Genomic DNA, 26,449 nt, shown 5'->3' on the forward strand with positions numbered 1-26,449 from the left:
TCTTTAATTTCCGGGCTCAGGCTAAAACAGTTTCCCAAACTGTTTTACTCTCAAAACTCCCGAATGCCTGAAACACAGTTGTTTCAGGCACTTTTCTCACGGCGGAAAGTTTTTCATCTTCTTAAATGACTAAAAAATGAAAGTCACTTTTTGAAAATCATCCAGCTGTTTTATAAAAAATAATAGTTTGTCTGCGTTCAAAAAGAAGTTCCGTTATGGAACTTCTTTTGATATCTATTATTTTGCTTCAAAGCCTTCTGCAACTGCGTCTGCAAAGTTCTCTTCAACGATGCTTGCACAGTGATCACAGATGGTTGCATGGTAGTGGCGTTCAGCCGTTGTTGGGTCGATACGACGGCAACGGTCACAAACTTCACCAGTAGCCCGTTCAACTGTGAAGGCTACATCTTCAAAGGCCACTGCACCTTCTGGGGCTGGTCCTTCTGCGATGGTCAATTCAGAGACAATCAAGAGTTGTGCTACATTGCTATTAACAGCTCCAAGAAGAGTTTTCACCACTTCATTTGGATAAACAGTCAAGTGAGCTTCGAGTGATTTACCGATCACTTTTTCATTCCGTGCTTCTTCCAAGGCTTTTTGAGCTTGGCCACGGAAGTCCATGAAGGCTGACCAGGTATCCAAGATTTCCTCTTGGTTGGCAAATGTTTGAGCTTCAGGTAATTCTGACAATTGAACGAATTCTTCCGCTTCAAACTCAAGGTATGACCAGATTTCTTCAGCAGTGTGAGGAAGGATCGGTGTCAAGAGTTTGGTGATTTTCACAAGAATGTCATAGAAGACCGTTTGCATTTGACGGCGTTCAAGTGACTTAGCTCCTTCGATGTAAACAACATCTTTGGCAAAATCAAGGTAGAAGGCAGATAAATCAACGTTGATAAAGTTCACTAGGGCTTTGTAGATTGTCAAGAATTCAAAGTCAGCATAAGCATCACGAATGGTCTTAACAAGTTGGTTAAAACGAATGGTCATGTACTTATCAACGGAACGAAGTTCTTCGTAAGCTACTGCATCCTCAGCTGGGTTAAAGTCAGAAGTGTTGGCAATCAAGAAACGAAGCGTGTTACGGATCTTGCGGTAAGTTTCAGAAACTTGGCTCAAGATATCCATAGAGATACGCACGTCGTTGCTTGAGTCTACACTGGTTACCCAGAGACGCAAGATTTCCGCACCAAATTGTTTTTCAACATCGCTTGGAGCAATGGTGTTTCCAAGAGATTTAGACATCTTCTCACCTTTACCATCCAAAGCAAAACCTTGTGACAAGATTTGTTTGTATGGTGCGACACCATGGTTAGCTACAGAGGTGATGAGAGATGAGTTGAACCAACCACGGTATTGGTCTGACCCTTCAAGGTAGAGATCAGCTGGGTAAGTCAACTCAGGACGGTTCACTACCACCCCATTCCATGATGAACCAGAGTCGAACCATACATCCATGATGTCTGTTTCTTTCTTGAACTCACCATTTGGTGAACCTGGATGGGTAAATCCTTCTGGCAAGAGGTCTTTAGCATCCCGTTCCCACCAGATGATGGAACCATGTTCTTCAAAGAGTTGAGCTACATGCTCGATGGTTTCAGCTGTCATGATTGGTGTGCCATCTTCTGCGTAGAAGATTGGGAGAGGAACTCCCCAAGCACGTTGACGAGAGATAACCCAGTCGCCACGGTCACGGATCATGTTGTACAAACGGACTTTACCCCACTCTGAGTGGAACTTGACTTTTTCAATTTCATCCAAGATTTCTTGACGGAATTTAGATACAGAAGCAAACCATTGTGGCACAGCACGCCAGATAATTGGTTTTTTCGTACGCCAGTCAAATGGGTAGGAGTGAGAGATTTCTTCTTGAGCAAGGAGCAAGCTACCTAGTTTTTCAATAACAGTCGGAACAACCTTGTCGTAGAATTGACCTTCGAATTCCTCACCCGCGTTGGCCATCATGATCCCGCGTTCGTTGACAGTTACAGCAACTTCGAGACCATTGGCAATACCAACATTGTAGTCATCCTCACCAAAACCAGGAGCTGTATGGACGATACCAGTACCGGAGTCTGTTGTAACGTGATCACCAAGGATAACGAGTTCATCTACTGCTGTATCCCATGGGTGCTCTGTCACGATGTGGTTCAATTCTTGACCACGGTAAGTTGCCAACACTTGAACATCCGCCCAACCGAATTTCTCAGACAAGCTGTTCAGCAATTCTGAAGCGACCACAAATTTACGAGCTTCGCCAGCTGGTTGCACCAAGACATAATCAATATCTGCACCAACAGTCAACCCGCGAGAAGCCGTGATGGTAAATGGAGTTGTTGTCCAAACAACAATGTAAGTATCTGTATCAAGGACACCTTTGCCATCTTTGACCTTGTTGGCATAGTAAAGGGAAGTTGAAACCAAGTCATGGTATTCAATTTCCGCTTCAGCAAGAGCTGACTCTGATGACCAAGACCAGTAAACTGGCTTAGCTCCACGGTAGATGTAGCCTTTGTTAGCCATTTCACCGAAGACACGGATTTGCGCCGCTTCATAATCAGGCGTCAAGGTCACATAAGGATTTTCCCAGTCACCTGAAACACCCAAGCGTTTAAAGTCTTCGCGTTGTTTATCTACTTGGGAAAGGGCGTAGTCGCGGCAAAGTTTCAAGTACTCAACCAAGTCCATTTCTTTGCGTTTGACACCTTGTTTAGCCAAGACTTGCTCGATTGGCAAACCGTGTGTATCCCAACCTGGGATGTACGGTGCATAAAAACCTGACATAGACTTAGAACGAACAATGATATCTTTTGAAATCTTGTTCATGGCATGTCCTACGTGGATATTTCCGTTGGCATACGGAGGGCCATCATGCAAGGTGAAATGTGGTTTTCCTTGGTTCAATTCTTGACGACGTTGGTAAAGCTTTGCTTCTTCCCATTCTTTTTGCCAAACTGGCTCTTTTGTAGGCAGACCAGCCCGCATCGGGAACTCTGTCTTCCCTAAATTCAGTGTTTCTTTGAGTTTCATGGTGTCTCCTCTAAAAAATAATCATACAAAATAAAAGACCACGACCTCGCCAAAAAGGACGACAAGTCGTGGTACCACCTTCATTCAAGAAAGAGAATCCTCTCTTTCTCCTCTTTTGTCGCTAACGCTGACCAGCGTTAGTGGTTACTCATTTCACCACTAAGATTTGTAAAAGGATCAATCCTATCAAAGGAAGTACAGGTCTTCCACCATCACCTGCTCGCTAAAACTATTTGATAAGATCACTGTTTTTACAGATTATAAAATTGAAACAGATTCCCGTTGTTCTTCCCCTTCTGGAGCATCAATATCAGCAACTAGAGGAGTTTCTACAACAATTTCATCAATAGAATCTTGATCTACCTGATTTTTTTCTGCTTCTTCCAAAGCTTCTTGAACTTTTTCATTCAATCCTTCAAAAGCTTGAGTCGCAGACAATTCACGATTTACAGCTTCAATATGTTTTTGCAATTCTTCAATTTCAGCGCGTGAGAATTGACGAGTCAAATCAATTGATTCATCATCGTAGTTATGATGAACCGTTTCTTCCAAAGCTTTTTCGACTACTTCACGGAAAGCTTCATCACTGGTTTGAATATACATAGCAGTTGGGCGAAGAATTTCATCCCATTCTGGTGTATCAATGATGCTCAATTGGCTTTCGATAGTTGATTTCAAACGTTGGTGGAAGACACGCGTCTTATTCTTCAATTCTTCCGTTTCTACAGCAACTTTCTTGGCATTGTCTGTAGCATGACGGAGAATTTCATTTGCTTTCGCTTTTGCTTCTTCAACTAAATGATGAGCATCTTGCTCCGCTTGACGAACGATGGTTTCTGAGCGTTCATTTGCTGCATGCTTCACACGTTCTGCTGTATCTTGAGCAATTAATACTGATTGACTCAAAGAGTCTTTCATTTCATCAAAGTAGTTCAAGCGCTCTTCCAACGCACTAATTTTTGTTTCCAATTCATGATTTTCACGAACTAATTTTTCATAGTCTCGGTAGACCATGTCTTGAAACTCTTCAACTTCTTTAGCATCGTAGCCTCTAAATTTTACATAAAAGCGTTTATCTTTGATTTCTAAAGCTGTAAGTGCCATAGTTCCTCCTTATTTTCTACTGGAAAATACTTCAACCGTTAATTTGTATTTTCCACTTTTTGATAGGCCATTTTCTGATAGTATTTTAAATCGGCCATACTTTCGAACACTAATTAAATCTGCTACTTGGATCATCCGACTAGGATTATCAATAGTGGCATAGTTTACCTTTACCTGTCCCGACTGAACCAATTGAACAGCTACAGACCGAGCAAGTTTAAAGGTAGAAGCTACTAGTTTATCAAGTCGAACACTAGTAACCAATAGATCTTTGAGTTTGGATGGTTCATCTACGGTGATAGGTTCTCGACAGTCAATCTCACGAATCTTCACAGATGCCTTTGCGATTTTCTTAAGATTCTCTTTGAAATAGGAGGAGAAATGTTCATCCACATAGATATGAATCTTCCCTTGTCCAACTAGAATATCACCAAAAGACTTTCTTTCTATGCCTAATTGATGGAGAAGCGAGCCCAAAACTTGAGAGTGACTTAACCGATAAAACTTATCCGGATAAAGAACTTCTAACAGGCTTATTTCAAAATCAGATGTCTCTAACTGATAGTAGCTAGGAGCCAGAATCACTCGTGCATATTCTGTAGGATAGATTTCTGCACTTGAAAACACCTGCAAACCGTGGTGGGCACCAATTTGTCGTAAAATATTAACCTGATGTGGATTCAAAAAGGAAGTCAGTTCAAAACTATACTGTTGCTCCACTCGAGCTACTAATTCTAGAACTCGATCTATAAAGACGTGGTCTTCTGGACTATAGTGTTGATAAAATCCCTTGGTCATATAAATTGCACCAAAAATTGAAGGACAAATCGTTCCACTACGGATAGAGCAAGTAAGGCAAACATGACTGTAAAGTCTAACCCACCAAATTGCAAAGGAATCTTTCTAAATAGGCTCAAAAATGGTTCGACGATCCGTTGAACCATTTTAGCTAAAGCCGATTCTGATGCATTTGGAAACCAACTAAGCAAAGCATAGATGATTAGTACTAGCTCAAAAACCTGAAAGAAATTTCTAACTAATTGTAGGACAAACATATTAACGATTTCGTTTCATATCAAAGTCGTACTCAGCAACTTCGACATCATTTGGAAGGCGAATATCTTCAATATTCACAACGACATTGATTGGTGTTAATAAGTACATAGTACTTGCAACACGACGTAGATTCCCGGCTAATACATAGCGAGCACCATCCAAATAATCCAAACATCTTCTTGCTTGAACTTCTGTCATGTATTGGAAGTCAATAAGAATACTTTCGTTTGCCAACAACAAGTCGACAATTTCAGTTGCTTCTTCGTATTTACGAGGATAGCGAACATCAATTGTAATCTTTTCATCTGCAGCAGAACGATTTCTTGCCAACTCTTGTTGACGTTGATGAAGTCGAGTAATATTTTCAGAAGATGATTTTTGAGATGAAGCTGATTCAACCACTGCTGTAGAAGCTACTTGTGGACGACTTGCTGCAACAGGAGTAGGTTTCTGCTCCTTGGCAGCTACCACAGCTTTTTGACGTGGTTTTGATGATGGTTGTACTGGTTTAGGGGATGCTACAGGTTGGCTAGCTCCGACTGCTTGAGCAGGCGCTTCTTGCACATCGTACTCATCTCCATCTTCAGTAAAATAATCAATCAATCGATCAAATCTATCTTTAAATGACATAATTCTTTCCTATTTGAAAAATGAGGTCCCAATTCGCACAAAAGTCGCACCGTTAGCAATCGCCACATCATAATCACGACTCATTCCCATGCTTAACTCTGTAAAGGGCATATTTTTCAACTGTTTCTTTTGTAATTCTTTTTGAAGTTGGTGAGTTGCTGCAAATATGGCTTGCAACTCGTCCTGACTTGCCTCAAAAGGAGCCATCGTCATTAATCCAACAATTTGTAGGTTATCCAAGCCTTCTAGTTCAGGAAGAATCGCATCGAGCTCTTCAGGAGCAAATCCATGCTTGCTTTCCTCTCCAGAAATATTGACTTGTATAAAACATTTAATTGGGTGACTCGCCCTTTTTTGAATTTCTTGGGCAAGCTTCATAGAATCTAAAGCATGGAAGTAATCTACATAATTGATAACTTCTTTTACTTTACGACGTTGGAGACTACCGATCAAATGCCAGGTCAGTCCCTCATCTTTTAGAGCTTGGTATTTTTCTAGAAATTTATCAACACGGTTTTCACCGATATGACAGACTCCTGCATCAACCAAAGCCTTAGCTTGGTCGATACCGACATACTTAGTAACAGCAATCACATTGACCTGATCCGTGCGGTTTGCTGTTTCCATTGCTTGTGCAACCTGCGAGAATATTCGCTCTTTATTTTCAATCAGATTCATTCTTAACGATTACGGAAAAATGGTGGTGTTTCCAACTCATCATCTTCTGAAGAAGAATCCACATAGCGTTCAACTTGACGACCAGTGCTAGTATCAGACTGACGTACAATATTTTCACGACGAATGTCCCAATCTCCAAACGCAGATCCACGAGGTGTTTCTTGTTTAGCACGTGATTGAGGAGTAGGCATTTCGATTTCTTCCTTCAAATCGAATTCGCGATCGAATTGTGGAGTTTGTGGACGTTGTTCACGTGGTCCAGTTTGATAATAACGTGCTGAACTTGGTGCATGAGATGCAATTCCACTAACTCTTTCAACTTTATCCTGACGAACACCAGTTGCAACAACCGTTACGCGGATTTCATCTTTCATTGATTCATCAATAGATGTACCGAGCCAAATGTTTACGCCATGACCAGCTGCTTGGTTAACAATTTCAGAAGCTTCTTCTGCTTCAATCAAGGTCATATCCAAACCACCAGTAACGTTGACGATCACGTCTTCAGCACCGTCAATGGTTGTTTCAAGGAGTGGTGAGTAGATAGCTTTACGAGCTGCTTCAATGACACGCTCTTCACCATTACCTACACCAATACCCATCAAGGCATTTCCTTTATTTTCCATAACAGTCTTCACGTCAGCGAAGTCAAGGTTGATTAATCCTGGGCTTGTGATCAAGTCAGTGATCCCTTGAACCCCTTGGCGAAGGACATTATCTGCTTCGCTCAATGCTTCAAGAAGTGGCGTTTTCTTATCTACAATTTCTAACAAGTTGTTGTTAGAAATGATCAACAAAGTATCCACATGCTCGCGAAGTTCATTGATCCCTTCGATCGCAAAGTTTCCGCGTTTTGTTCCTTCAAATCCGAAAGGACGAGTCACAACGGCTACTGTCAAGGCACCAACGGCTTTGGCAATACGAGCGATGACTGGTGCAGCACCTGTACCAGATCCTCCACCCATCCCTGCAGTGATGAAGACCATGTCTGCACCTTGCAAAGCTTCTGTCAATACTTCTTCACTTTCTTCTGCTGCTTTACGACCAACCTCAGGTTGACCTCCAGCACCCAAACCACGAGTCAACTTAGGACCCAATTGGATAACTGTTTCTGCTTTTGCACTTGAAAGTGCTTGTACGTCTGTGTTTGCTGCGATGAATTCTACACCAGCAACTCCTTCGTCAATCATGCGGTTGATGGCATTACCGCCACCGCCACCGACACCGATTACTTTAATAACTGCACCTTGTGCCGCTGCTGTGTCAAATGAAAATGTCATAAATACTTACACTCCTTAATCAAACATATTACCGATTAAATTCTTCATTCGGTCTGTAAAGGTAGTTTTTTCTTCTTGTTTTTGTTCTTCAACTGGATGCTGTTGCTCGACGTTAACGACAGGCTCAATTTCTTCCGGTACATATGTTGGAACAACCGGTTGCTGTACTGGTCGTTCAAACTGAACTGGTTGCTGACGAAGACGTTGATCTCCATGTACAGCAGCCTGAGCAAGAATATCTACATCTGTGAGATTTCCAGCATATTCAGACAAGCTAATCACGTGGGCAAAAGCTGGATTGCGGATTCCAATTTGATTTGGAACGTACAATTTCACATTTACACCAAAGACTTCTTGCGCCAATTCTTCAATACCAGGGAGAATAGCGCCACCACCGATGATGACAATTCCTCCAGGCAAATCAAGCAAATGTCTTCTTTCAAGATCTTGTTTGATTTGGTCGAAGATGTGTTTGATCCGAGCTGAAATAATCTCTGCCAAATATTTTTCAGATACTTGGACAGGTTCTACTTCACCAATCACCTCAACGTGGAAGACTTCATCACCAACTGATGGAACATAAGCTTCTCCATAGTTGAACTTCAAGCCTTCTGCTAATTTTTGAGAAGTTTTCAATACTTTAGAAATATCTTTGGTAACGTAATCGCCACCCTCTTGATAGATATTTGTAAATTGAAGTTCTTGATTTCGAACAGAAGCTACTGTCGTTTGACCTCCACCTAAATCAATGACGGTCGCACCAAACTCACGTTCTCCTTCGTTCAATACAGACTTAATCATTGCAAGTGGTGAAATAATGATGTTTTCAACTTGCAAACCAGCACGTTCAACTGTTTTCCGTAAATTATGGAGGACAGTTCTAGGGCCAGTATACAAGAGACCACGCATTTCCAAACGGATTCCCATCATTCCACGTGGATCGCGGATTCCTTGGAAACCGTCAACTGTGAACTCTTCTGGAATAAAGGTAATGACTTCACGGTCTGGAGTCATACTCTTTGTCAAAGCAGATCTGACAACATTTTCAACATCTGCATCCGTAATTTCTTTTGAATCACTGGTTACAGGAATCATTCCTTGAGTTGCTTCAATTTGAAGAAGGTTCGCTGGCAACCCAACGTTAACAAGATTGATTGAAATTCCTGCTTTTTCTTCTGCTTGGCTTACTGCACTTTTAATCGCATTAGAAGCAGCCTCAATATCAACAATAATTCCATCTTTGACGCCAGCACTTTTTGCATTGCTGACTCCAATTACATTCATTTCTCCATTGACATGTTCTGCCACCAATACTTTTATTGAACTAGTACCGATATCTAAACCTGTAAAAAAGCCGTTTCTAGCCATTACACCAGTCCTCTCTCTTTTGTTTTCCTATACGTCAATTAATAGCTCCATTTTAGTTAGAACTATCCAAATTTCATTATAACACAAAAATGCCCATAGTGGGCATATTTTCTTTATTTATTTCAGATAATTTATGAGGGTTTACTCAGCGGGAACTTCTTCGTGTTGCTCGGTTACGACTGCACTCTCATCAGAATCTGTCGAGTTAGCATCAGCTTCTTCTGTTTTGTTCCCTTCCCCTTCTTCTTTTTCTTTCTTTTCCAGAGCTAAATTGGCCATTGTTTCTGCATTGTAACTATATATCCCTGCTTCCATGTCAATGACACTGTCATCTTCAATCAGCTTGCGAATTTGATGGTAATATGGCAATTTACGCTTGATTTGAGATACCGGTACTAGGACCCTAGTGCCATCCTTCATGGTCAGCGTCATCAAATCCTTCGTCACCTTGCTCGGTGTCAAGTCCACTGACTCAATTTTATCGCGCACAGAAGATGGTATTTTCCCCAATTGTTTGACGAATTGTCGGACCAATTCTCGATCAGAAAATCGAACGGCTAGGTAAGTCTTAGGAAGCTGATCCGCAGCAACTGGTGTCTCTACCACTTCCCCATTCTCTAATATAGGATAGTGATCTTCCTCCGTCACATAGTAACCAAAGACCTGGTATTCCTCAACCTGAACCTTAAACGTCGTAGGGAAGGCATAAGTCATCGAAATATCTTTGACCCATGGACTTGCCGCCTTCATATTGGCAAGATAGCGATCCCGATTTAAAAAGGTTGTCAAGGTATAATCCCGATCTTGGATGCGGCTTTTTTCAAACAACAAGGTCTGATCCGCATTTTTATTCCCTGAGAATTCGATGATTTTTTGCTTAGCTAAGGGTGTTAAAAGGTAGGCAGAAAAGACTGCAATCAAGGTACTGATCACCAAAACAGGAATAGCTCGATAGATGTGACGTCTCGCAATCTGACCTTCCTTTTTGGCCTTCTTCGCTAGTTCCTCTTCTTCGAACATTTCTTCTGAAGGCTCTGTTAGGTAGATGATTTTTTCTTCTTCATCCTCTTCGTCTATTTCGTCAGGAAGAGTTTCTTGCACTTCCTCCTCAGCCAGATTAGCCTCCTTCTCTTTTTCTTCTTCTGCAGTCTCGGTATCTTGCTCTTCTGCATTTAAATCTTCAGAGGGAGTTTTTTGATTCAGAAGTTCCTGTCTTTCCTTCTCTTCTTGTGCCTTCTTTTCTTTTTCTTCTTGCTCTTCTATTTGTTTTTTCTTTTGATACTCCTGGTTCCGTCTCTGCCATTCAGAGAGCTTTGTGACTTCTTTAGGAGTTTTTTGGTTCTTCTTATCCGTCATTTTTTCCTTTTATTAATTTCTTGATGGACTAGACTGTAAAATTCATCCAAGGAAAGCAATTCATTCGAAGCCTTCATCGCTTGATGGTAGCTTTCTGCCCCTTGGAACATTTTATCCATCGTTTCTTGCAACCGATCCATGCTCAAATCTGGCTCAGCGATGGTTTCTGCATAGCCTTTTTCCACAAAATATTGAGCATTTTCAATCTGATCTCCCCGACTAGCCTCTTTCCCTAGGGGAACGATGATATGGAGCTTATCCATGGCCAAGAGTTCAAAAATCGTATTGGCACCACCACGAGTCACTACTAGGTCTGCCTTTTGGAGCAAAGGAAGATAGTGATCCGTCACGTAATCCACTCGATAAAGATGAGGTGCTTGTTCATTCAAGGAAGAGTCCCCTGTCAAATTAATGACATTGTATCTTGCCAACAAGGCTTCTCGGTGATTTGTGACAAACTCATTGAACACTCGCGCACCAGCAGACCCCCCCACAAAGAGAAGAGTCGGCAACTGTGGATCAAATTGAGCAAATACTGCTTCCAATTCTTGTGGGATTGGAAGTTGTTCCTGACGAACCTTGGTCACAGCTCCTACATGTTGGGCTTTCACTAGGCTTTTCGGCTGCTCAAAGGTTGTGAACATTTTTGTCGCAAACTTATAAGCAATTTTATTGGCCAAGCCCATGGAACGGTCGGATTCGTGGACCAATACAGGAACAAAACAGAGTCGTGCAGCCACCACCGGAGGAACAGAAACGAAGCCTCCTTTAGAAAACAAGACCTGTGGTCGTACACGAAGCATGATCCAAATTGATTGGAGAATTCCCCAGAAGACCTTGAAGATATCCAACATGTTTTGCCAAGAGAAATATCGGCGCAACTTGCCCGTTGCAATCGAATGGAAATGGATGTCCAAGCCAGACTTCAAAATCTCTTGGTGTTCAATCCCCTTCTTGTCTCCAATATAATGAACTTCCCAACCGTCCTCGATGAAGCGAGGGATGAGGAGAAGGTTCAAGGTCACATGCCCAACTGTACCTCCCCCTGTAAATACTATTTTTTTCATATTAATTTTTCAACTCTTCTACTGTTTTAAGGAACTCATCGCCCCGTACTTCGAAATTCGCGTACATATCCCAGCTGGCATTGGCTGGACTAAGCAAGACGATATCACCTGGCTCAGCTATTTCAAAGGCTTTACGCGTTGCGTCTGCCACATCCGTCGCATCTAGATAGGCCACACCCGCTTGGTCTGCTGCTCGTTTCACCCGTTCAGCAGACTCTCCAAGGATCACCATCTTTTTAAGACCAGTAATATCTGGCACCAATTCGTCAAACTCATTGCCTCGGTCCAAGCCACCAGCGATTAAGATGACATGAGCGTTATCAAAGCCAGACAAGGCTTTTTGGGTTGCTAAGATGTTGGTAGACTTACTATCATTGTAGAATTTCACCCCTTCAATCTCAGCTACATACTGCAAGCGGTGCTTCACCCCGCCAAAGGCTGATAAGGTTTCTTGGATAGTTTGATTGTCAATGCCACGAAGTTTGGCCACTGCAATGGTAGCTAAAGCATTTTCTACATTGTGGCTGCCTGGTACTCCAATTTGGTCTGCTCGCATGACGGCTTGACCTCGGAAGTAAAGGACACCGTCCTCTAAATATGCTCCGTCTACCTTTTCTTGGGTTGAAAATGGCACCACAGTAGCCTCTGTTTGCTGCGCCAAGTCTTTGGCTAGATCTTGGTTAAAGTTTAGTACCACAAAATCCTTGGCAGTCATATTTTTTTGAATCGCCCATTTTGCAGCTACATAGTCTTCGAAAGATCCATGGTAATCCAAGTGGGTCGGCATCAAATTGGTAATGACTGCGATTTCTGGATGAAAAGCTTCAATCCCCATCAATTGGAAAGAAGATAATTCCATTACCAATGTGTCTTTAGCTGTCGCTGTTTGAGCGACTTGACTAGCTGGAAAACCAATATTTCCAGACAAGAGACCGTTTTGTCCAGCAGCCGTTAATACTTCTCCAATCATGGTAGTGGTGGTTGTTTTTCCGTTTGAACCAGTGATTCCGATGATGGGCGCTTCTGAAATGAGGTAGGCCAATTCAACTTCGGTCAAAACAGGGATGCCTTTTTCAAGGGCCCGTTCAACCATAGGATTCGTGTAAGGAATTCCAGGGTTCTTCACCATCACCGCAAAGTCTTCATCCAAGAGTTCCAGAGGATGTCCTCCTGTCACAACTTTGATCCCTTCTTCCAGCAAGCTTTGGGCTGCAGGATTTTCTTCAAAGGCTTTGCCATCATTCACTGTTACGATAGCTCCTAGGCGATCGAGTAGTCGCGCTGCAGATTCTCCAGACTTAGCCAATCCTAAAACAAGGACTTTTTTATTTTTAAATGTTTCAATGACGTTCATAGCTTTTTTCTCTCCAATTTGTTCACCTTCTATTTTACCCTTTTTTAGACAAATTAAAAAGCCTTAAGACAGCAAAAGAAGCAACACGTATAAAAATGACCGCTTCACCATCTGTCATAAAAAAGAGTCGCCATGATTTTATATCACAACAACTCTATTTTATGGAGACAAGCTCTCCAGTTTATTCTGATTTATCCAGGCGTTTAGAAGACTTGGTCGGCAATCGCGAAATATCAACTAGGGCCAGGTAGCCTACAAAAGCAAGGAAGGCGCCCACAAAAAATTCTGAAGGCAATTGGAAAATTTGGAAAATCGCTAAGCAAAGGAGAATGACCAAAGAGACCAACAATACGACTAGGGTTACTACATTCAGAGTTCCTCTGATGCTCTTTGGAGCTGCAAAAAGGTAAAAAAGGAGAATCAAAATACCTATAATTAAATAAACCATTTTGTCACTCCTTTCTTATTTCTTATTCAGCTGCAGCTGATTTTTTCTTTTTGTTTGCTTTTTCACGTTCTGCCTTGTTGAGGATTTGTTTCCGCAAACGGATAGATTCAGGTGTTACTTCCATGTATTCATCATCGTTCAAGAACTCGAGTGATTCTTCAAGCGTCAAGATACGAGGAGTCTTGATAACCGCTGTTTGGTCCTTGGTAGCAGAACGAACGTTGGTCATTTGTTTAGCCTTGGTGATGTTAACAGTCAAGTCATTTTCACGAGAGTTTTCACCGATGATCATTCCTTCGTAAACCTCAGTACCTGGGTTGACAAAGATAGTACCACGTTCTTCGATAGACATGATAGAGTAGGTTGTTGCCTTACCAGTATCGATAGAAACAAGGGCACCACGGTGACGACCACCAATTTCCCCTGGAATCAATGGCAAGTATTGGTCAAAGGTATGGTTCATGATCCCGTAACCACGAGTCATTGACAAGAATTCAGTTGAGTATCCAATCAAACCACGCGCAGGAACAAGGAAGACCAAACGAGTTTGACCGTTACCTGTTGCAACCATATCCAACATTTCACCCTTACGTTCAGAAAGGCTTTGGATGACAGACCCTTGGTATTCTTCTGGTGTGTCGATTTGCACACGTTCAAACGGCTCACATTTCACACCATCGATTTCTTTAATGATAACCTCTGGACGAGATACTTGAAGCTCGTATCCTTCACGACGCATGGTTTCGATCAAGATAGACAAGTGCAATTCCCCACGTCCTGAAACGGTCCATTTATCTGGTGAGTCTGTTGGTTCTACACGAAGAGAAACGTCTGTTTGCAATTCTGCTTGAAGGCGCTCTTCGACCTTACGAGAAGTCACCCATTTCCCTTCACGACCAGCAAAAGGTGAGTTGTTGACCAAGAAGGTCATTTGAAGGGTTGGCTCATCGATATGAAGAACTGGAAGAGCTTCAATAGCATCTGTTGGAGTAATGGTTTCACCAACGAAGATATCTTCCATACCTGACACGGCAATCAAGTCACCTGCTTTAGCTTCTTGGATTTCACGACGTTCCAAACCAAAGAAACCAAAGAGCTTCGTAACACGGAAGTTCTTCGTTGTGCCGTCTAGTTTAGAAAGGGTTACTTGGTCCCCAACTTTTACTGTACCACGGAAGATACGTCCGATACCGATACGTCCTACGAAGTCATTGTAGTCAAGAAGAGACACTTGGAATTGAAGCGGCTCATCTGAGTTATCAACTGGAGCTGGGATGTGATCAATAATGGTGTCAAAGATTGGCGCCATGGTCTTTTCTTGATCTGCTGGATCATCTGACAAGGAAGATGTTCCGTTGATCGCTGACGCATAAACGACTGGGAAGTCAAGTTGGTCATCATCCGCACCAAGCTCGATGAAGAGTTCCAAGACTTCGTCTACTACTTCTGCTGGACGAGCAGATGGCTTATCGATTTTGTTAACTACAACGATCGGCACAAGGTCTTGTTCCAAGGCTTTTTTCAATACGAAACGAGTCTGCGGCATGGTTCCTTCGTAGGCATCTACGACCAAAACAACACCGTCAACCATTTTCATGATCCGCTCAACTTCTCCACCGAAGTCCGCGTGTCCTGGTGTGTCCATGATGTTGATACGAGTCCCGTTGTAAGCAACGGCTGTATTTTTCGCAAGGATGGTGATTCCACGCTCTTTTTCGATATCGTTTGAGTCCATTGCACGCTCTGCCAACTCTGTACGCGCGTCAAGAGTTTCAGATTGTTTCAACAATTCGTCAACGAGGGTTGTTTTACCGTGGTCGACGTGGGCGATAATCGCGATATTACGGATATCTTCTCTTAATTTTGTCATGATTTCCTCTATTGTATTCAAAAATTTATTTTCTAACTGAACGATTATACCACAATTTTAAGCAAATGGCATAACTCAGACAAGTGTAAATGTTTTCATGCTTTCTTTCGAAAACCTTCTTTCTCATTCCCACTCCTAACCACTCTATTCATGAAAATCTTTCACCTCTTTATCCCTTTTCTTCATCCTTTTTCCGAATACTTGTGCTTCTCTCCATTTCATGCTATCCTGTCTTTTATGAGATTAGATCAATTACTGGCCCACTACCAAATTCCCCGCAAAGAAATCAAACAGAGCCTAGCTAAAAAGCAGATCCTAGTCGACGGACTTGCTGCAACAAAATTATCCCAAAATGTGGATACAGGTCTCCAAGAAGTTCGCTGGAAGGATCGGATCCTTACCGACTGTTCCCATTACTATTTTCTTCTTCATAAACCTCAAGGACTAGTGACGGCTACCAAGGATGCCCAACATCCTACAGTGTTGGATCTCCTCCGAGCAGAAGACCGGACCCCCAAGACCTATCCTATCGGTCGACTGGATCGGGATACGACCGGGCTCCTCCTACTCACAGACAATGGACCTCTAGGTTTCCAACTCCTTCATCCCCAATACCATATTGAAAAAGAATACGCGGTAACAGTCAACGGTCCTCTTGAACCCACTCATATAGAGGAATTTCAAGAAGGAATCACCTTCTTAGACGGGACAACATGCAAGCCCGCCAAACTAAAAATCCTTAACTCCAGCCTTACCGAAAGCCAGGCCCTAATCACCCTGTCTGAAGGGAAATTTCATCAGGTGAAAAAGATGTTTCTCTCTGTCGGTGTCAAGGTAACTAGCCTCAAGCGAATCAAATTTGGAGATTTTTCATTAGACCCCGACCTAACAACAGGTGATTACCGCCCCTTGAACCAAGAGGAATTGAAAATCATTAAAAACTACTTAGAAAAAAGTGGATAAAACAAAAAAAGCTTTAGTTTTAAAGCTTTTTTGTTTTAGTTAATCCCTGAAAGTTGTGAGATAATTACGATAAACATAACTACAGAAAGAACAATCCCTACGATAGAAAGAATTTTTTCTGTGGTATAGTCTAGTCCAGATTCTCTTTGATTTGAACTAGCCAAGACCAATCCTAGGATACCCAAAATCGGACCTACTAATGGAAATACAAAAGCAAGGATGATAGATAGGATCCCCATAACAAGTGAGGCGTTATTCTTTTCTTGCAATTTCTAGAAACTCCTTAAAGTTAATATCATTTTATGATGGCACATCAAGGATCTTTAGCAAAATGTTCCTTGATCTTAGTTCGTCTTGACTTTCCCATCCCAAGAATCCAAACCATAGGACAAGATATAGATATCTTTATAGCCCTGTTTTTTCAAGAAGAGAGCCGCATTGGTCACACGGGACCCACGACTGTTCTCATAGAGCAAGACTGGTTTATCTTTGCGAAGAGCAGACAGACTCACTTTTAACTGGTTGGAAGGAATATTCCGAGCTCCCAAAATATGCTTAGCGTGGAACTCATTTGGATCACGCAAGTCCACTAATTGGCCTTTGCGGATCAATTCTTCAAACTCTGCATTATCCACAATTTTTGCTGCCCGACGGATACGGAAGTAATTGTAGCCCATCCAGCCAAACATCCCTAAAACAATCAACCATACTAAAATATTTGTTAAACTCACTTTTCTTTTTCCTCTTCTAAATAGCGTAATTCCTGTGCGTGTTCTCTACGTAAGACGGCTTCTGCTTCTAGATAATCCAATTTTTCCATCAGCCCAGCGTCATAGATCCTTTTCAATTCAATCTTCATTAATTCGATGTCGTAAAGTCGTTTTCCGACATAAATAATGATTCCAAATTTTTTCAGAAATTGTTGAACATCGTACAGGGTTTTCATGTGCTTATTCTATCAAATCTTTCAAGTATTTTCAAGATAGCCCCTATTTTATTTACAGGAAAAATCTCATCCAAACAAAAATGAGCCTCCCAAGCAAGGAAGGCTCGTTTGTTTATTTTCAGATTACAAACCTGGTGCTTGACCTAATTCAGCGGCAATCATCCAGATATGTTTTTCCAATTCAGCTTTTGCACCAACAAAGATATCGTTGGTCACGTCATCTCCTTCAGCATCTGTGATATCCAAGGCTTTTTGATAAAGACTTACCAAGTAGCGGAAGATAGAAAGGACACGTCCCAAATTTTCTTCCATAGAGCGTTCGAATGAACCTTTTTCTTCTTGGATGTTGCTGTATTCCAAGAACTCAACCATGCTAGCGTATGGGGCACCACCCAAGGTAATCAAGCGTTCACTCACTTCATCAAGAGTCGCATCCAAGCTTTCCATGTACTCATCCATTTTTGGATGCCATACGAGGAAACCACGGCCACGCATATACCAGTGCACTTGGTGCAAGGCAATATGAGCGACATAAAGGTCTGCCACCACTTGATTCAAAACCGCTTTTGTATCGGTTAAACTCTTGCTTACTTCACTGATTGTTGCAAATGTTGCTACGTCTTTTGCTGCTTCTTTTTTAATTGTTGTCATAACTAAATTCTCCTTTTTTAGAATTATTCTAATTTAGTTATATTATAATCCTTCTAATTAAGAAATGCAAGAGAAAATGCTTAAATAAGAAAAGTTAGAAAATTGTTTCATTTCTAATCCCCATTATTCTTCTTTTTTACGAATTATATAAGTATGATTAACTTCTATTTTTTTACAGTCGGTGCCTGCATCGCCTCCTTTTTAGGGCTCGTCATCGACCGCTTTCCAGAAAGCTCCATCATTCGTCCGAGAAGCCATTGCGACCAATGTCAGCAGACCTTAAGACCTCTGGACCTGATTCCTATTCTTTCGCAATGCCTTTTTCGATTCCGTTGTCGCTACTGCCAGAGTCCTCTTCCTTATTGGTATGCCCTTTTTGAAGGCTGGAGTGGCCTCCTTTTTTTGCTATGCTATCAGGGCTTTCTTCCCATTCCTCATCTCCTGCTTCTGCTTGGCAGTTGTATTTTGGCTATCTATGATTTGCGCTCCATGGAGTACCCTCTCCTTCTCTGGCTAATACTCCACACTCTTTGCCTACTTTGCACCGGTCCTACCCTCTTAATGGGAGTCTTTCTCTTCTTAGGAATTCTATCTTGTCTTTACTCCATTGGCATTGGAGCAGGGGACTTTCTCTTACTGGCTACTTTTTCTTTGACCCTCTCAGCTACCCAAGTCCTCCTAGTCATGCAAGGGGCTTCCCTCATTGGTCTCCTGGTCTTTCTCTTTAAAAAAGAAAAAGACCGGATTCCTTTCGTTCCCTGTCTTTTTCTGAGTTATCATGCTTTACTCTTTTTTACAATTTTTAGCAGATAAGATTGTTTAGTTTGTTGCTTTCGCTTCTAGATAATCTGCAATAGCAGCTACGTCCTTGTCTCCACGTCCAGAAACATTGATGATGATGATCTTGTCTTTGTCCAATTGTGGAGCACGTTTGACCGCTTCTGCAATCGCGTGTGAACTTTCGATGGCTGGGAGGATCCCTTCTGTCTTACTGAGAAGAAGAAGCGCTTGAACTGCTTCATCATCTGTCGCTGCTACATATTCGACACGACCAGAGTCTTTAAAGAAGGCATGCTCTGGACCAACCCCTGGGTAGTCCAAACCAGCAGAGATTGAGTACACTGGTGCTACTTTCCCATCTTCGCCAAAGACAGCATAGGTCTTCATGCCATCGACAACTCCAACAGTCCCCTTGGTCATGGTCGCTGCGTGCTGATCAGTATCCAAACCATGGCCTGCCGCTTCAACTCCGACCAATTTGACCTCTTCATCACCTACATATTGGGAGAAGGCACCAATGGCATTGGATCCCCCACCAACACAGGCAATGACATAATCCGGCAAACGCCCTTCTTTTTCCAAGATTTGGCGTTTAGATTCTTCACTGATCACCTTTTGGAATTCATGCACAATGGTTGGGTAGGGGTGAGGTCCAACGGCAGAACCCAAGACATAAAAAGCATCCAGATCCGCCATCCATGCTCCAAACGCAGCATCAACAGCGTCTTTCAAGGTCTTTGTACCTGTTTCAACCGCATGGACGGTTGCCCCCATCATTTCCATGCGGAAGACATTGAGACGTTGGCGTTCCACGTCTTCTGCTCCCATGTAGACATCACAGGCCATGCCGAACTTAGCTGCTGCAGCCGCTGTAGCCACACCGTGTTGACCGGCTCCTGTTTCGGCAATCACGCGCGTTTTGCCCATGCGTTTGGCCAAGAGGATTTGCCCCAAGACGTTATTCAATTTATGCGAACCTAGGTGATTCAAATCTTCGCGCTTCAAATAAATTTTTGCCCCACCTAAATGCTCTGTCAAACTTTCCGCAAAGTAGAGTGGTGTTTCCCGACCAGAGTAATCTTTCAAATAATGTTTGTATTCTGCGATAAATTCTGGGTCATTTTTGTACTGTTCAAAAGTTGCCTCTAATTGATCCAGCAAGTTTTGAATGGGTTCTGGTACGAAAGATCCACCAAATTGTCCGAAATAGCCTTTTGTTTCTGTCATGATTGTGTCCTCTTTTCTATATTTTCAATCCTGTTTATGATTTTTTCTCTCGCCGGCCCTTTGAGCTGCAGTCTCACTTGATTCCTTTGAGATACAAAAAACCTCACACAGAAAAATCTGTGTGAGGACGATTCGATACCGCGGTGCCACCTCAATTGTAGGAAGACATTCTTTCTCCTACATCTCTGACCTGTCTAACAACAGGGTGCACGATAAGGTGTGCTCACCGAATTTTTATTGTTTCAAATTCATCATCATAAACGCATCAGCCCATTTCAAGATTCACCACTACTTGTTCGCAATCACCACAAGCTCCCTGGAAGTGAGAAAAACCTCTACTTTTCTGATGTCTTGAAGCTATTATAGCTCCCGCTTCTGACTTTGTCAACCCAAAATTTGAAATCGTATTCAATCGTTCGGATTTTAGTCCAAACTAAGATAGATTGTCCTTGCCCATAGAAGCTTGCACCCATTTAAAACACAGATAGGCTAGGTAGCCTCCCAGAGTATTGGTCCACAAATCATCTATCTCAAACACCCGATTGAAATCAAACAAGAGGTCTAGCACAATCTGACTAAGCTCGATCCACACACTCATCCCTAGACTAAAGCAAAGGACGCGTTTCCGAGTGCCTAGCCAAGGCCAGAGCCACAGCAGTTGAAAGACCAAAGGAGATAAGAGAAAAATATTGGCTATATTCTGTACAAACACCTTGATCAGCTGGAGCAGACTGGTCACTTGACCTAGGTTGATGAGAGAATTAAAGGGAATCAGTAATACGACTACACGACCAAAATGCTGAATCCCAGGTGTTTCCATCCCTGGTTCAGGCTGCTGGGGAAGAAAACACAGGAGACAGAGCAGGACAAAATAGAAGAAACTGCCACCTAGTAGCAGTTGTCTTCCTTTTTTTGTTAATTGCCCTTCTTCTATCAGCCTGTTGTTACGGTTGAGCTTCTTCAACAATGGCTTTCTCCCGGTCTCTCTTCATCGTATTAGAACGCAATTGTCCACAAGCGGCATCGATATCCGTACCATGCTCTTGACGAACCACGCAGTTGACTCCGTTTTTCTTCAAGGTGTCATAAAAGGCCATCACTCGCTCTCTTGGACTTCGACTATATTGGTCATGCTCACTAACTGGGTTGTATGGGATCAAGTTGACATAAGATAGCTTCTTGATCTTTTTGAGGAGTTCTGCCAATTCCAAAGCTTGCTCGACACCATCATTGACTTCGTTGAGCATGATGTACTCGAAGGTCACCCGACGGTTGGTCGTTTCGATATAGTACTCAATGGCCGCAAACAATTTCTCAATCGGGAAAGCCCGGTTGATTTTCATGATACTAGAACGCAAGTCATTGTTTGGAGCATGAAGGGATACTGCCAAGTTGACCTGAACCCCTTCATTGGCAAAGTCACGAATCTTATGAGCCAAGCCAGACGTTGAAACAGTAATGTGGCGGGCACCGATAGCTAGCCCCTTGTCATCATTGACCGTACGGACAAAGCTCAAGACATTCTTGTAGTTGTCAAACGGCTCACCAATTCCCATCACAACGATGTGGCTGACACGTTCATCTTGTCCACGCTCGTCAAAGTATTTTTGAACCAACATGATTTGGGCAACGATTTCCCCGCTGTTCAAGTCGCGTTGCTTCTTGATCAAACCAGATGCACAGAAGGTACAGCCGATGTTGCACCCTACCTGAGTGGTGACACAAACTGACAAGCCATAGTGTTGACGCATCAAAACTGTCTCGATCAACATGCCATCTGGCAATTCAAAGAGGTACTTGACGGTCCCATCTGCCGACTCTTGAACGATCCGTTGTTTCAAAGGATTAATCACGAACTGGTCGTTCAAGGTTTCAATCAAGTCCTTCGATAGGTTGGTCATTTCTTCAAATGACTGGACGCGTTTGCGATAGAGCCATTCCCAGATTTGGGTCGCTCGGAATTTCTTTTCACCATTTTCTTCTGCCCACTCGATCAGTTCTTGTCGAGTCAGGCCATAAATTGAAGGTTTCATCTTATCTCTTTTCTCTCTTTACTTTTGACGGATGACAAAATGGCGTTCTTGCTCACCCTGTGCATCTTTTTTTCTAGACCGCTGACGGTTCTTTTTCTTTGGTTGAGAAGTCTTTTGTTTTTGCTCCTGTTCACGTTCCCGTGGCTGATTTTTGGAGCGATTCCGGCGATTTTGACGACCGCCACGCTTAGCAGAACGATTCCCCTCTTCCTGTTGTTTAGGAGAAGATTTCTTGTCAAAGGATGCTCGACGAGGTTCTGCATTTTCTAGGACAAAATAAGCACAGCCATAGCTACAGTATTCTAATAAATAATCTTCCAGACGGCTGATTTTCTCTGCATCTGTGACAGGACGATCATCTTTATAGAAGCCACGTAGGCGCAACTGTTCATTGCTCCAATCACCGACAATGTAATCAAATTTGGTCAAAACCTCTGAAAAACGCTGACCAAAGACCGTCGCATCAAAGGCATCATTTTGATTCTCAACCAGCTCAAATGTCAATTGTTCTGCTAGCACTTGACTGCCAACCAGACGAAATTCCGGTCCAGGATATTTATTGTAATTAAATAATTCAGGGGATATTTCTTTGCGCATAGCCTTCCTTTATTCATACCTTTAGTTATAACACTTTATTTTATCATAAATCCCTATCTTTAGATAGAATTTCAACGGAAAAGAGAAAATCTGTAAAAAGTCTGACGATTTAATTTACCTTTTCTTGCTGTCACATTATAAAAAGCAGGCTTTTTCAAAGCCTGCTCAGATGGAAGATAAAGTCTTCTGAAAAACTTTCCTTAGGTGAGTACGGACGTCAGCGAACTTCGTAGAAGTTCCATGACTAATTATTGAGCCTAAGGTCTCAATAATTCCGTGTGCCTGAAACAATTGCGTTTCAGGCACTTTTCTCACGGCGGAAAGTTTTTTAGATGACTTCGTCTTCAATCTAAAACAAAGAAGGCAATCTTTGTCTCTATACATGTTCATCAGATGATGAAAGGGGCAAAAAAAGAGTAATTTTCGTATAGCTATTGGCCTTAGAATCAATCTCCATATGATAGGCTTCGCCAAATTGGAGATGCAATCGTTGGTCCACATTTTTCAAGCCAACACCTCCTAAACGAAGAAGGGTTTGGTCTGTTGACTCTGATCGGTCAAACCCTCGTCCATTGTCAAAAATCGATACGCAGGCGGAGTCTCCACTGACTTCAGTCGTCACTCGAATGAGACCGGGCCGATCGATCTCTTTAATGCCATGGTAAATCGCATTTTCCACTAAGGGTTGAAGCACTAATTTGGGGAGCTGATAGCCGCCCAACCGTTCATCTTCTAAAATTTCATAATTGAGCTTTTCACCATAACGTTGCTTCTGAATGAAAAGATACTGGCGGACATGGTCAATTTCATCTCTCAGTAGGATTTGTTCCTGGCCTTGGTTGAGAGCTAGTCGAAAATATTGAGCCAGAGACTTGGTGATATCAACCACGCGCCGACTATCATTAAACTCCGCCATCCAGACAATCGTATCCAAGGTATTATAGAGGAAATGCGGATTAATCTGAGCCGAAAGTGCCCGCAACTCGTAACGCCGTGCGTTCTGTTCCTCTTCCTTAACCTGTTGCATGAGGTTATCGATTTGGTCCAACATGGCATTAAAAGTTTGAGCGAGGTCCACCAATTCTGGAGATCCTTTGGCTGCAGCTCTCACGTGAGCATCTCCTGCTCCAATCCTCAAAATGATAGCCTGAAGGTCTCGTAAGGGTTTGATCCACAAACGCAGAACAAAGCCGATCCCTATTAAACACATGATCAAAGCTAGTAATCCTAGACCAATGAAAGAGTATAGGAGCTGCGACTGAAGCATCTGAAGTCCTTCAAGTGAAGCCACTCCAATCAAGGTCCAATCACTATTTGGAATCGGAACCTGATAGATAAAATTCTGCCCTCCTTTTGCATAACCATCTTTCACAGCAATATAGGGCTGCATGGCCTGCATTTCTTGGCTGGAGGAATAGACCGCCTTTTTAGGATGGTAGACAAACTCATGCTTTTGATTAATGATAAAACTAAAGCCTTGTTTCCCTAGTTGAAGGTGATCCAAGTAAGCCTGAAGGCTATCGTAGCCAATATCTAAGCGTACTACTCCGAGATTTTGTCCGGTCTGATCGACCACTTCTTGGGTAATAGAAACCACCCATTTTTCTTTTTCCGAGGTCAAGGATTCCTTTCGAGCTGGCGTCAAGACCGGCATGGCTCTTTCCTTAATCGCCTCTTGATACCAACTTTCATTCATCATATCTGAAGAAGTCTGCATGCTGATTTTGGTATCTGTCGCTACCAGACGTCCGTCCTTAGTCACCAGGACTGCTGAGACCAGGTCCGGATCCGTTTCAATCATCGTTCGCATCAAGTGCTGAACCGTTTCTTGATCCGCACTCCTATCTTGGGCAAATTGGCGAACAGCCTGTTCCTTACTAAGCACTGTTGTGGTCTGCTTTAATTTTTTTAGATAAGACGTGATAAACTGACTACTTTGGTCGATACTATTTCTTGTCGTCCGCTCCGTTAGCTGGCGGATCGCCCCTGAACTCGTTTGATAGTAAAGGCTACCGATGAGACCAAAAAGTAAGAGAATGAAGAGAAAAAAGTAGAGGACCAGCTGGATCAGCAAGGGATATCGTTTCATTCATGCTCTCCTTTTTTGTACTGCCTTGGCGTCACCCCAACAACCTGCTTAAAACGTTGAGAAAAATAGTTCATATCTTCAAAACCAACCTGATCGGCGATCTCATAAATCTTTAAATCTGTCGTGAGAAGCAAGAGGCGAGCCTTCTTCATTCTCTCTTGGATGAGATATTCTTGGAAGGGGAGTCCCAATTTTTTCTTGATCAATACACTTAGATAAGAGGGACTGAAACCAAGTTGATAGGCCAAATCTTTCAGGGTTAACTGGGAATCTGCTAAACGAGCATGAATAGCTTCTTCCAAGTCTGTCGAATAACCATGACTGACCAAATCTTCGACTTGCGCCTTTTTTCGCTCTTGATCGAGTTTTCCTTTCACCTTTGCTAACATCTCTTCGATATCATCTTTTGAAAAAGGCTTCAGCAAATAATCATCTGCACCTAACTTGATGGCTTTCCTTGCAAACTCAAAGTCATCATAACCTGTCAAAAAAATGATATGACAAGACGGAGACTGCTCTTTGACGAGATGGGCCAGATCCAAGCCATTCATTTGTGGCATATTGATATCGGTTAGAAGGATATCAGCTGGTTGATCTTGAAACTTCTCCCAGGCCTCACGGCCATTTTCTGCCTGGTTGATGACGGTCATTCCAAACTGTTCATAATCCACTAAGGAAGTCAGTCCCTGCCGGATAAGCTCTTCATCTTCCACAATCATGATCGCATACATGTCTTTCACCTACTTGTTTTTGCTAGGCTTATTATAGCAAATTGTAGTTCCAAATGTCTCAGACATAGTCCAATAAATAACCGTAGCCCTTTTCCACCATCTCTGCTTTAGGGATAAATTTGATTGACAAGCTATTGATGCAATAGCGAAGGCCGCCTTTTTCCTTGGGACCGTCGGTAAAAACATGGCCCAGATGGGAATTTCCCACACGGCTCCGAACTTCTGTCCGAGTCATATTGAAACTCTTATCCTCCTTATAGATTGCCACATCAGGACTAATAGGACGACTGAAACTTGGCCAACCACAACCAGAATCAAATTTATCCTTAGAGGAAAAGAGCGGCTCACCGGTCACGACATCTACATAAATACCGGCATCAAACTGATCCCAGTAACGATTGGAGAAGGCCCGTTCGGTATCATTTTTTTGTGTCACCGCATACTCTTCAGGAGATAACTTCTTTTTGATTTCCTCATCGCTCGGTTTTGGATAGCGACTAGCGTCAATAACTGGATAAGAAGCTTGATTCACATCAATGTGACAATAGCCATTCGGATGTTTCTGTAGATAATCCTGGTGGTAGTCCTCAGCCTTGATGAAATTAGTCAGTGGCTCTTTTTCCACCGCTAACGGTTTGTCGTATTTTTTTGCTACCTCTTCAAAGACTTGGTTAATGGTTGGAAGGTCTTCTTGGGAGACATAATAGACACCTGTTCGGTATTGAGTCCCTTGATCATTTCCTTGACGATTCTTCGACGTTGGGTCGATAATCCGGAAATAATGCAGGAGCAATTCTTTCAGAGATACCTGCTTGACATTGTAAGTGATATGAACTGTTTCAGCATGGCCTGTTTGAGGGACTAATTCATACTTGGTGGTATCCCCTTTTCCATTGGCATAACCTGATTCGGCATCAATGACACCCGGAACACGGGAAAAATACTCTTCCACACCCCAGAAGCAACCACCAGCTAGATAGATTTCTCGTTGGTCTTCTGGATTGACTTTTTCTTCTTGCTTTTTGTTTGCTACTGGTGTCTGACTCATGGACGCTTTTTTGATCTGCTCAGTCGTCGCATCTGATGTATCCAAGGCCATGGATCCTTTGATAAGGAAAAAGATTCCAAAACAAAATAGCCCCACTAAAAGAATGGAAATGAGTTTCCATTTTGTTTCCATTTTATGTCCTC

26 protein-coding genes and 2 other annotated features are annotated in these 26,449 nt (G+C 42.5%); of the genes, 2 read left to right on the forward strand and 24 right to left on the reverse strand.

Annotation, left to right across the window (positions count from 1 at the left end; translation table 11 throughout):
- Positions 1 to 237: 237 nt before the first annotated feature.
- The 13 genes from ileS to typA all read right to left on the reverse strand — a co-directional run bounded on the left by ileS (position 238) and on the right by typA (position 15,241).
- Positions 238 to 3,030 (reverse strand): isoleucine--tRNA ligase, encoded by a 2,793-nt coding sequence (gene ileS, locus ADH27_RS03610; protein ID WP_048715772.1) that lies wholly within the window; start codon positions 3,028 to 3,030, stop codon positions 238 to 240.
- A 51-nt stretch (positions 3,031 to 3,081) separates the two neighbouring features.
- Positions 3,082 to 3,298, reverse strand: a binding site (T-box leader).
- On the reverse strand, positions 3,289 to 4,134 hold the full coding sequence (locus ADH27_RS03615) for a DivIVA domain-containing protein (protein ID WP_048715774.1): 846 nt from the start codon (positions 4,132 to 4,134) through the stop codon (positions 3,289 to 3,291). Its footprint overlaps the feature before it by 10 nt.
- A gap of 9 nt (positions 4,135 to 4,143) precedes the next feature.
- The gene (locus ADH27_RS03620; protein WP_048715776.1) at positions 4,144 to 4,932 is read right to left on the reverse strand and encodes an RNA-binding protein; all 789 of its coding nucleotides are present in this window, start codon (positions 4,930 to 4,932) and stop codon (positions 4,144 to 4,146) included.
- Positions 4,929 to 5,189, reverse strand: coding sequence for a YggT family protein (locus ADH27_RS03625; RefSeq protein ID WP_006596781.1), 261 nt, complete (start codon positions 5,187 to 5,189; stop codon positions 4,929 to 4,931). Before ADH27_RS03625 ends, ADH27_RS03620 begins: the two co-directional genes overlap by 4 nt.
- Position 5,190: 1 nt before the next feature.
- Positions 5,191 to 5,820: a cell division protein SepF gene (sepF, locus tag ADH27_RS03630; RefSeq protein ID WP_048715778.1), complete on the reverse strand. Its 630-nt coding sequence runs from the start codon at positions 5,818 to 5,820 to the stop codon at positions 5,191 to 5,193.
- 9 nt (positions 5,821 to 5,829) lie between these two features.
- Positions 5,830 to 6,498 (reverse strand): YggS family pyridoxal phosphate-dependent enzyme, encoded by a 669-nt coding sequence (locus tag ADH27_RS03635; RefSeq protein ID WP_048715780.1) that lies wholly within the window; start codon positions 6,496 to 6,498, stop codon positions 5,830 to 5,832.
- A 2-nt stretch (positions 6,499 to 6,500) separates the two neighbouring features.
- Complete coding sequence (gene ftsZ, locus ADH27_RS03640) at positions 6,501 to 7,778, reverse strand: cell division protein FtsZ (RefSeq protein WP_048715782.1); 1,278 nt, start codon at positions 7,776 to 7,778, stop codon at positions 6,501 to 6,503.
- A 15-nt stretch (positions 7,779 to 7,793) separates the two neighbouring features.
- Positions 7,794 to 9,146 carry a cell division protein FtsA gene (gene ftsA / locus ADH27_RS03645; protein WP_048715783.1) on the reverse strand — a complete coding sequence of 451 codons (1,353 nt, stop codon included), beginning with the start codon at positions 9,144 to 9,146 and terminating at the stop codon, positions 7,794 to 7,796.
- 141 nt (positions 9,147 to 9,287) lie between these two features.
- Positions 9,288 to 10,502, reverse strand: coding sequence for a cell division protein FtsQ/DivIB (locus tag ADH27_RS03650; RefSeq protein ID WP_048715785.1), 1,215 nt, complete (start codon positions 10,500 to 10,502; stop codon positions 9,288 to 9,290).
- Positions 10,499 to 11,569 (reverse strand): UDP-N-acetylglucosamine--N-acetylmuramyl-(pentapeptide) pyrophosphoryl-undecaprenol N-acetylglucosamine transferase, encoded by a 1,071-nt coding sequence (locus ADH27_RS03655; protein WP_048715787.1) that lies wholly within the window; start codon positions 11,567 to 11,569, stop codon positions 10,499 to 10,501. The genes ADH27_RS03650 and ADH27_RS03655 overlap by 4 nt, the downstream gene beginning before the upstream one ends.
- A 1-nt stretch (position 11,570) precedes the next feature.
- Complete coding sequence (gene murD, locus ADH27_RS03660) at positions 11,571 to 12,923, reverse strand: UDP-N-acetylmuramoyl-L-alanine--D-glutamate ligase (RefSeq protein WP_048715789.1); 1,353 nt, start codon at positions 12,921 to 12,923, stop codon at positions 11,571 to 11,573.
- 181 nt (positions 12,924 to 13,104) lie between these two features.
- On the reverse strand, positions 13,105 to 13,371 hold the full coding sequence (locus ADH27_RS03665; protein WP_023026447.1) for a DUF3165 family protein: 267 nt from the start codon (positions 13,369 to 13,371) through the stop codon (positions 13,105 to 13,107).
- Positions 13,372 to 13,393: 22 nt separating this feature from the next.
- Positions 13,394 to 15,241, reverse strand: coding sequence for a translational GTPase TypA (typA, locus tag ADH27_RS03670; protein ID WP_048715791.1), 1,848 nt, complete (start codon positions 15,239 to 15,241; stop codon positions 13,394 to 13,396).
- Positions 15,242 to 15,478: 237 nt separating this feature from the next.
- On the opposite strand from typA, the gene ADH27_RS03675 reads away from it, so the two are divergent.
- Positions 15,479 to 16,204, forward strand: coding sequence for a 16S rRNA pseudouridine(516) synthase (locus ADH27_RS03675; protein WP_048715793.1), 726 nt, complete (start codon positions 15,479 to 15,481; stop codon positions 16,202 to 16,204).
- Between the two features lie 35 nt (positions 16,205 to 16,239).
- Here the strand turns inward: ADH27_RS03675 and ADH27_RS03680 are convergent, their stop codons facing one another.
- From ADH27_RS03680 to ADH27_RS03695, 4 genes are all read right to left on the reverse strand, one after another.
- Positions 16,240 to 16,473: a hypothetical protein gene (locus ADH27_RS03680; RefSeq protein ID WP_048715795.1), complete on the reverse strand. Its 234-nt coding sequence runs from the start codon at positions 16,471 to 16,473 to the stop codon at positions 16,240 to 16,242.
- 75 nt (positions 16,474 to 16,548) lie between these two features.
- Positions 16,549 to 16,893 carry a rhodanese-like domain-containing protein gene (locus tag ADH27_RS03685; RefSeq protein ID WP_048715847.1) on the reverse strand — a complete coding sequence of 115 codons (345 nt, stop codon included), beginning with the start codon at positions 16,891 to 16,893 and terminating at the stop codon, positions 16,549 to 16,551.
- A 38-nt stretch (positions 16,894 to 16,931) separates the two neighbouring features.
- Positions 16,932 to 17,150, reverse strand: coding sequence for a YqgQ family protein (locus ADH27_RS03690; protein ID WP_006596794.1), 219 nt, complete (start codon positions 17,148 to 17,150; stop codon positions 16,932 to 16,934).
- Positions 17,151 to 17,273: 123 nt separating this feature from the next.
- Complete coding sequence (locus ADH27_RS03695) at positions 17,274 to 17,801, reverse strand: Dps family protein (protein ID WP_048715796.1); 528 nt, start codon at positions 17,799 to 17,801, stop codon at positions 17,274 to 17,276.
- Between the two features lie 153 nt (positions 17,802 to 17,954).
- Between ADH27_RS03695 and ADH27_RS03700 the strand changes: the two genes are divergently transcribed.
- Complete coding sequence (locus ADH27_RS03700) at positions 17,955 to 18,614, forward strand: prepilin peptidase (protein ID WP_048715798.1); 660 nt, start codon at positions 17,955 to 17,957, stop codon at positions 18,612 to 18,614.
- A gap of 6 nt (positions 18,615 to 18,620) precedes the next feature.
- On the opposite strand, the gene trpB is transcribed toward ADH27_RS03700, so the two are convergent.
- The 7 genes from trpB to msrB all read right to left on the reverse strand — a co-directional run bounded on the left by trpB (position 18,621) and on the right by msrB (position 26,438).
- Positions 18,621 to 19,808, reverse strand: a complete 1,188-nt coding sequence (gene trpB / locus ADH27_RS03705) for a tryptophan synthase subunit beta (RefSeq protein WP_048715800.1) — start codon at positions 19,806 to 19,808, stop codon at positions 18,621 to 18,623.
- Between the two features lie 120 nt (positions 19,809 to 19,928).
- Positions 19,929 to 20,164 (reverse strand) — a binding site (T-box leader).
- A gap of 77 nt (positions 20,165 to 20,241) precedes the next feature.
- Complete coding sequence (locus tag ADH27_RS03710; protein WP_192831468.1) at positions 20,242 to 20,775, reverse strand: VanZ family protein; 534 nt, start codon at positions 20,773 to 20,775, stop codon at positions 20,242 to 20,244.
- Positions 20,753 to 21,841 carry a 23S rRNA (adenine(2503)-C(2))-methyltransferase RlmN gene (rlmN, locus tag ADH27_RS03715; protein ID WP_006596799.1) on the reverse strand — a complete coding sequence of 363 codons (1,089 nt, stop codon included), beginning with the start codon at positions 21,839 to 21,841 and terminating at the stop codon, positions 20,753 to 20,755. Before rlmN ends, ADH27_RS03710 begins: the two co-directional genes overlap by 23 nt.
- A gap of 18 nt (positions 21,842 to 21,859) precedes the next feature.
- Positions 21,860 to 22,438, reverse strand: a complete 579-nt coding sequence (locus tag ADH27_RS03720) for a YutD family protein (protein WP_048715804.1) — start codon at positions 22,436 to 22,438, stop codon at positions 21,860 to 21,862.
- A gap of 376 nt (positions 22,439 to 22,814) precedes the next feature.
- On the reverse strand, positions 22,815 to 24,527 hold the full coding sequence (locus tag ADH27_RS03725; protein WP_048715806.1) for a cache domain-containing sensor histidine kinase: 1,713 nt from the start codon (positions 24,525 to 24,527) through the stop codon (positions 22,815 to 22,817).
- A complete protein-coding gene (locus ADH27_RS03730; RefSeq protein ID WP_048715808.1) occupies positions 24,524 to 25,258 on the reverse strand; it encodes a response regulator transcription factor in 735 nt (244 codons plus the stop codon). The genes ADH27_RS03725 and ADH27_RS03730 overlap by 4 nt, the downstream gene beginning before the upstream one ends.
- A gap of 58 nt (positions 25,259 to 25,316) precedes the next feature.
- Positions 25,317 to 26,438 (reverse strand): peptide-methionine (R)-S-oxide reductase MsrB, encoded by a 1,122-nt coding sequence (msrB, locus tag ADH27_RS03735; RefSeq protein ID WP_048715810.1) that lies wholly within the window; start codon positions 26,436 to 26,438, stop codon positions 25,317 to 25,319.
- Between the last annotated feature and the right edge of the window lie 11 nt (positions 26,439 to 26,449).

It is taken from the genome of Streptococcus sp. 343_SSPC (assembly GCF_001072385.1).
GTDB lineage: Bacteria > Bacillota > Bacilli > Lactobacillales > Streptococcaceae > Streptococcus.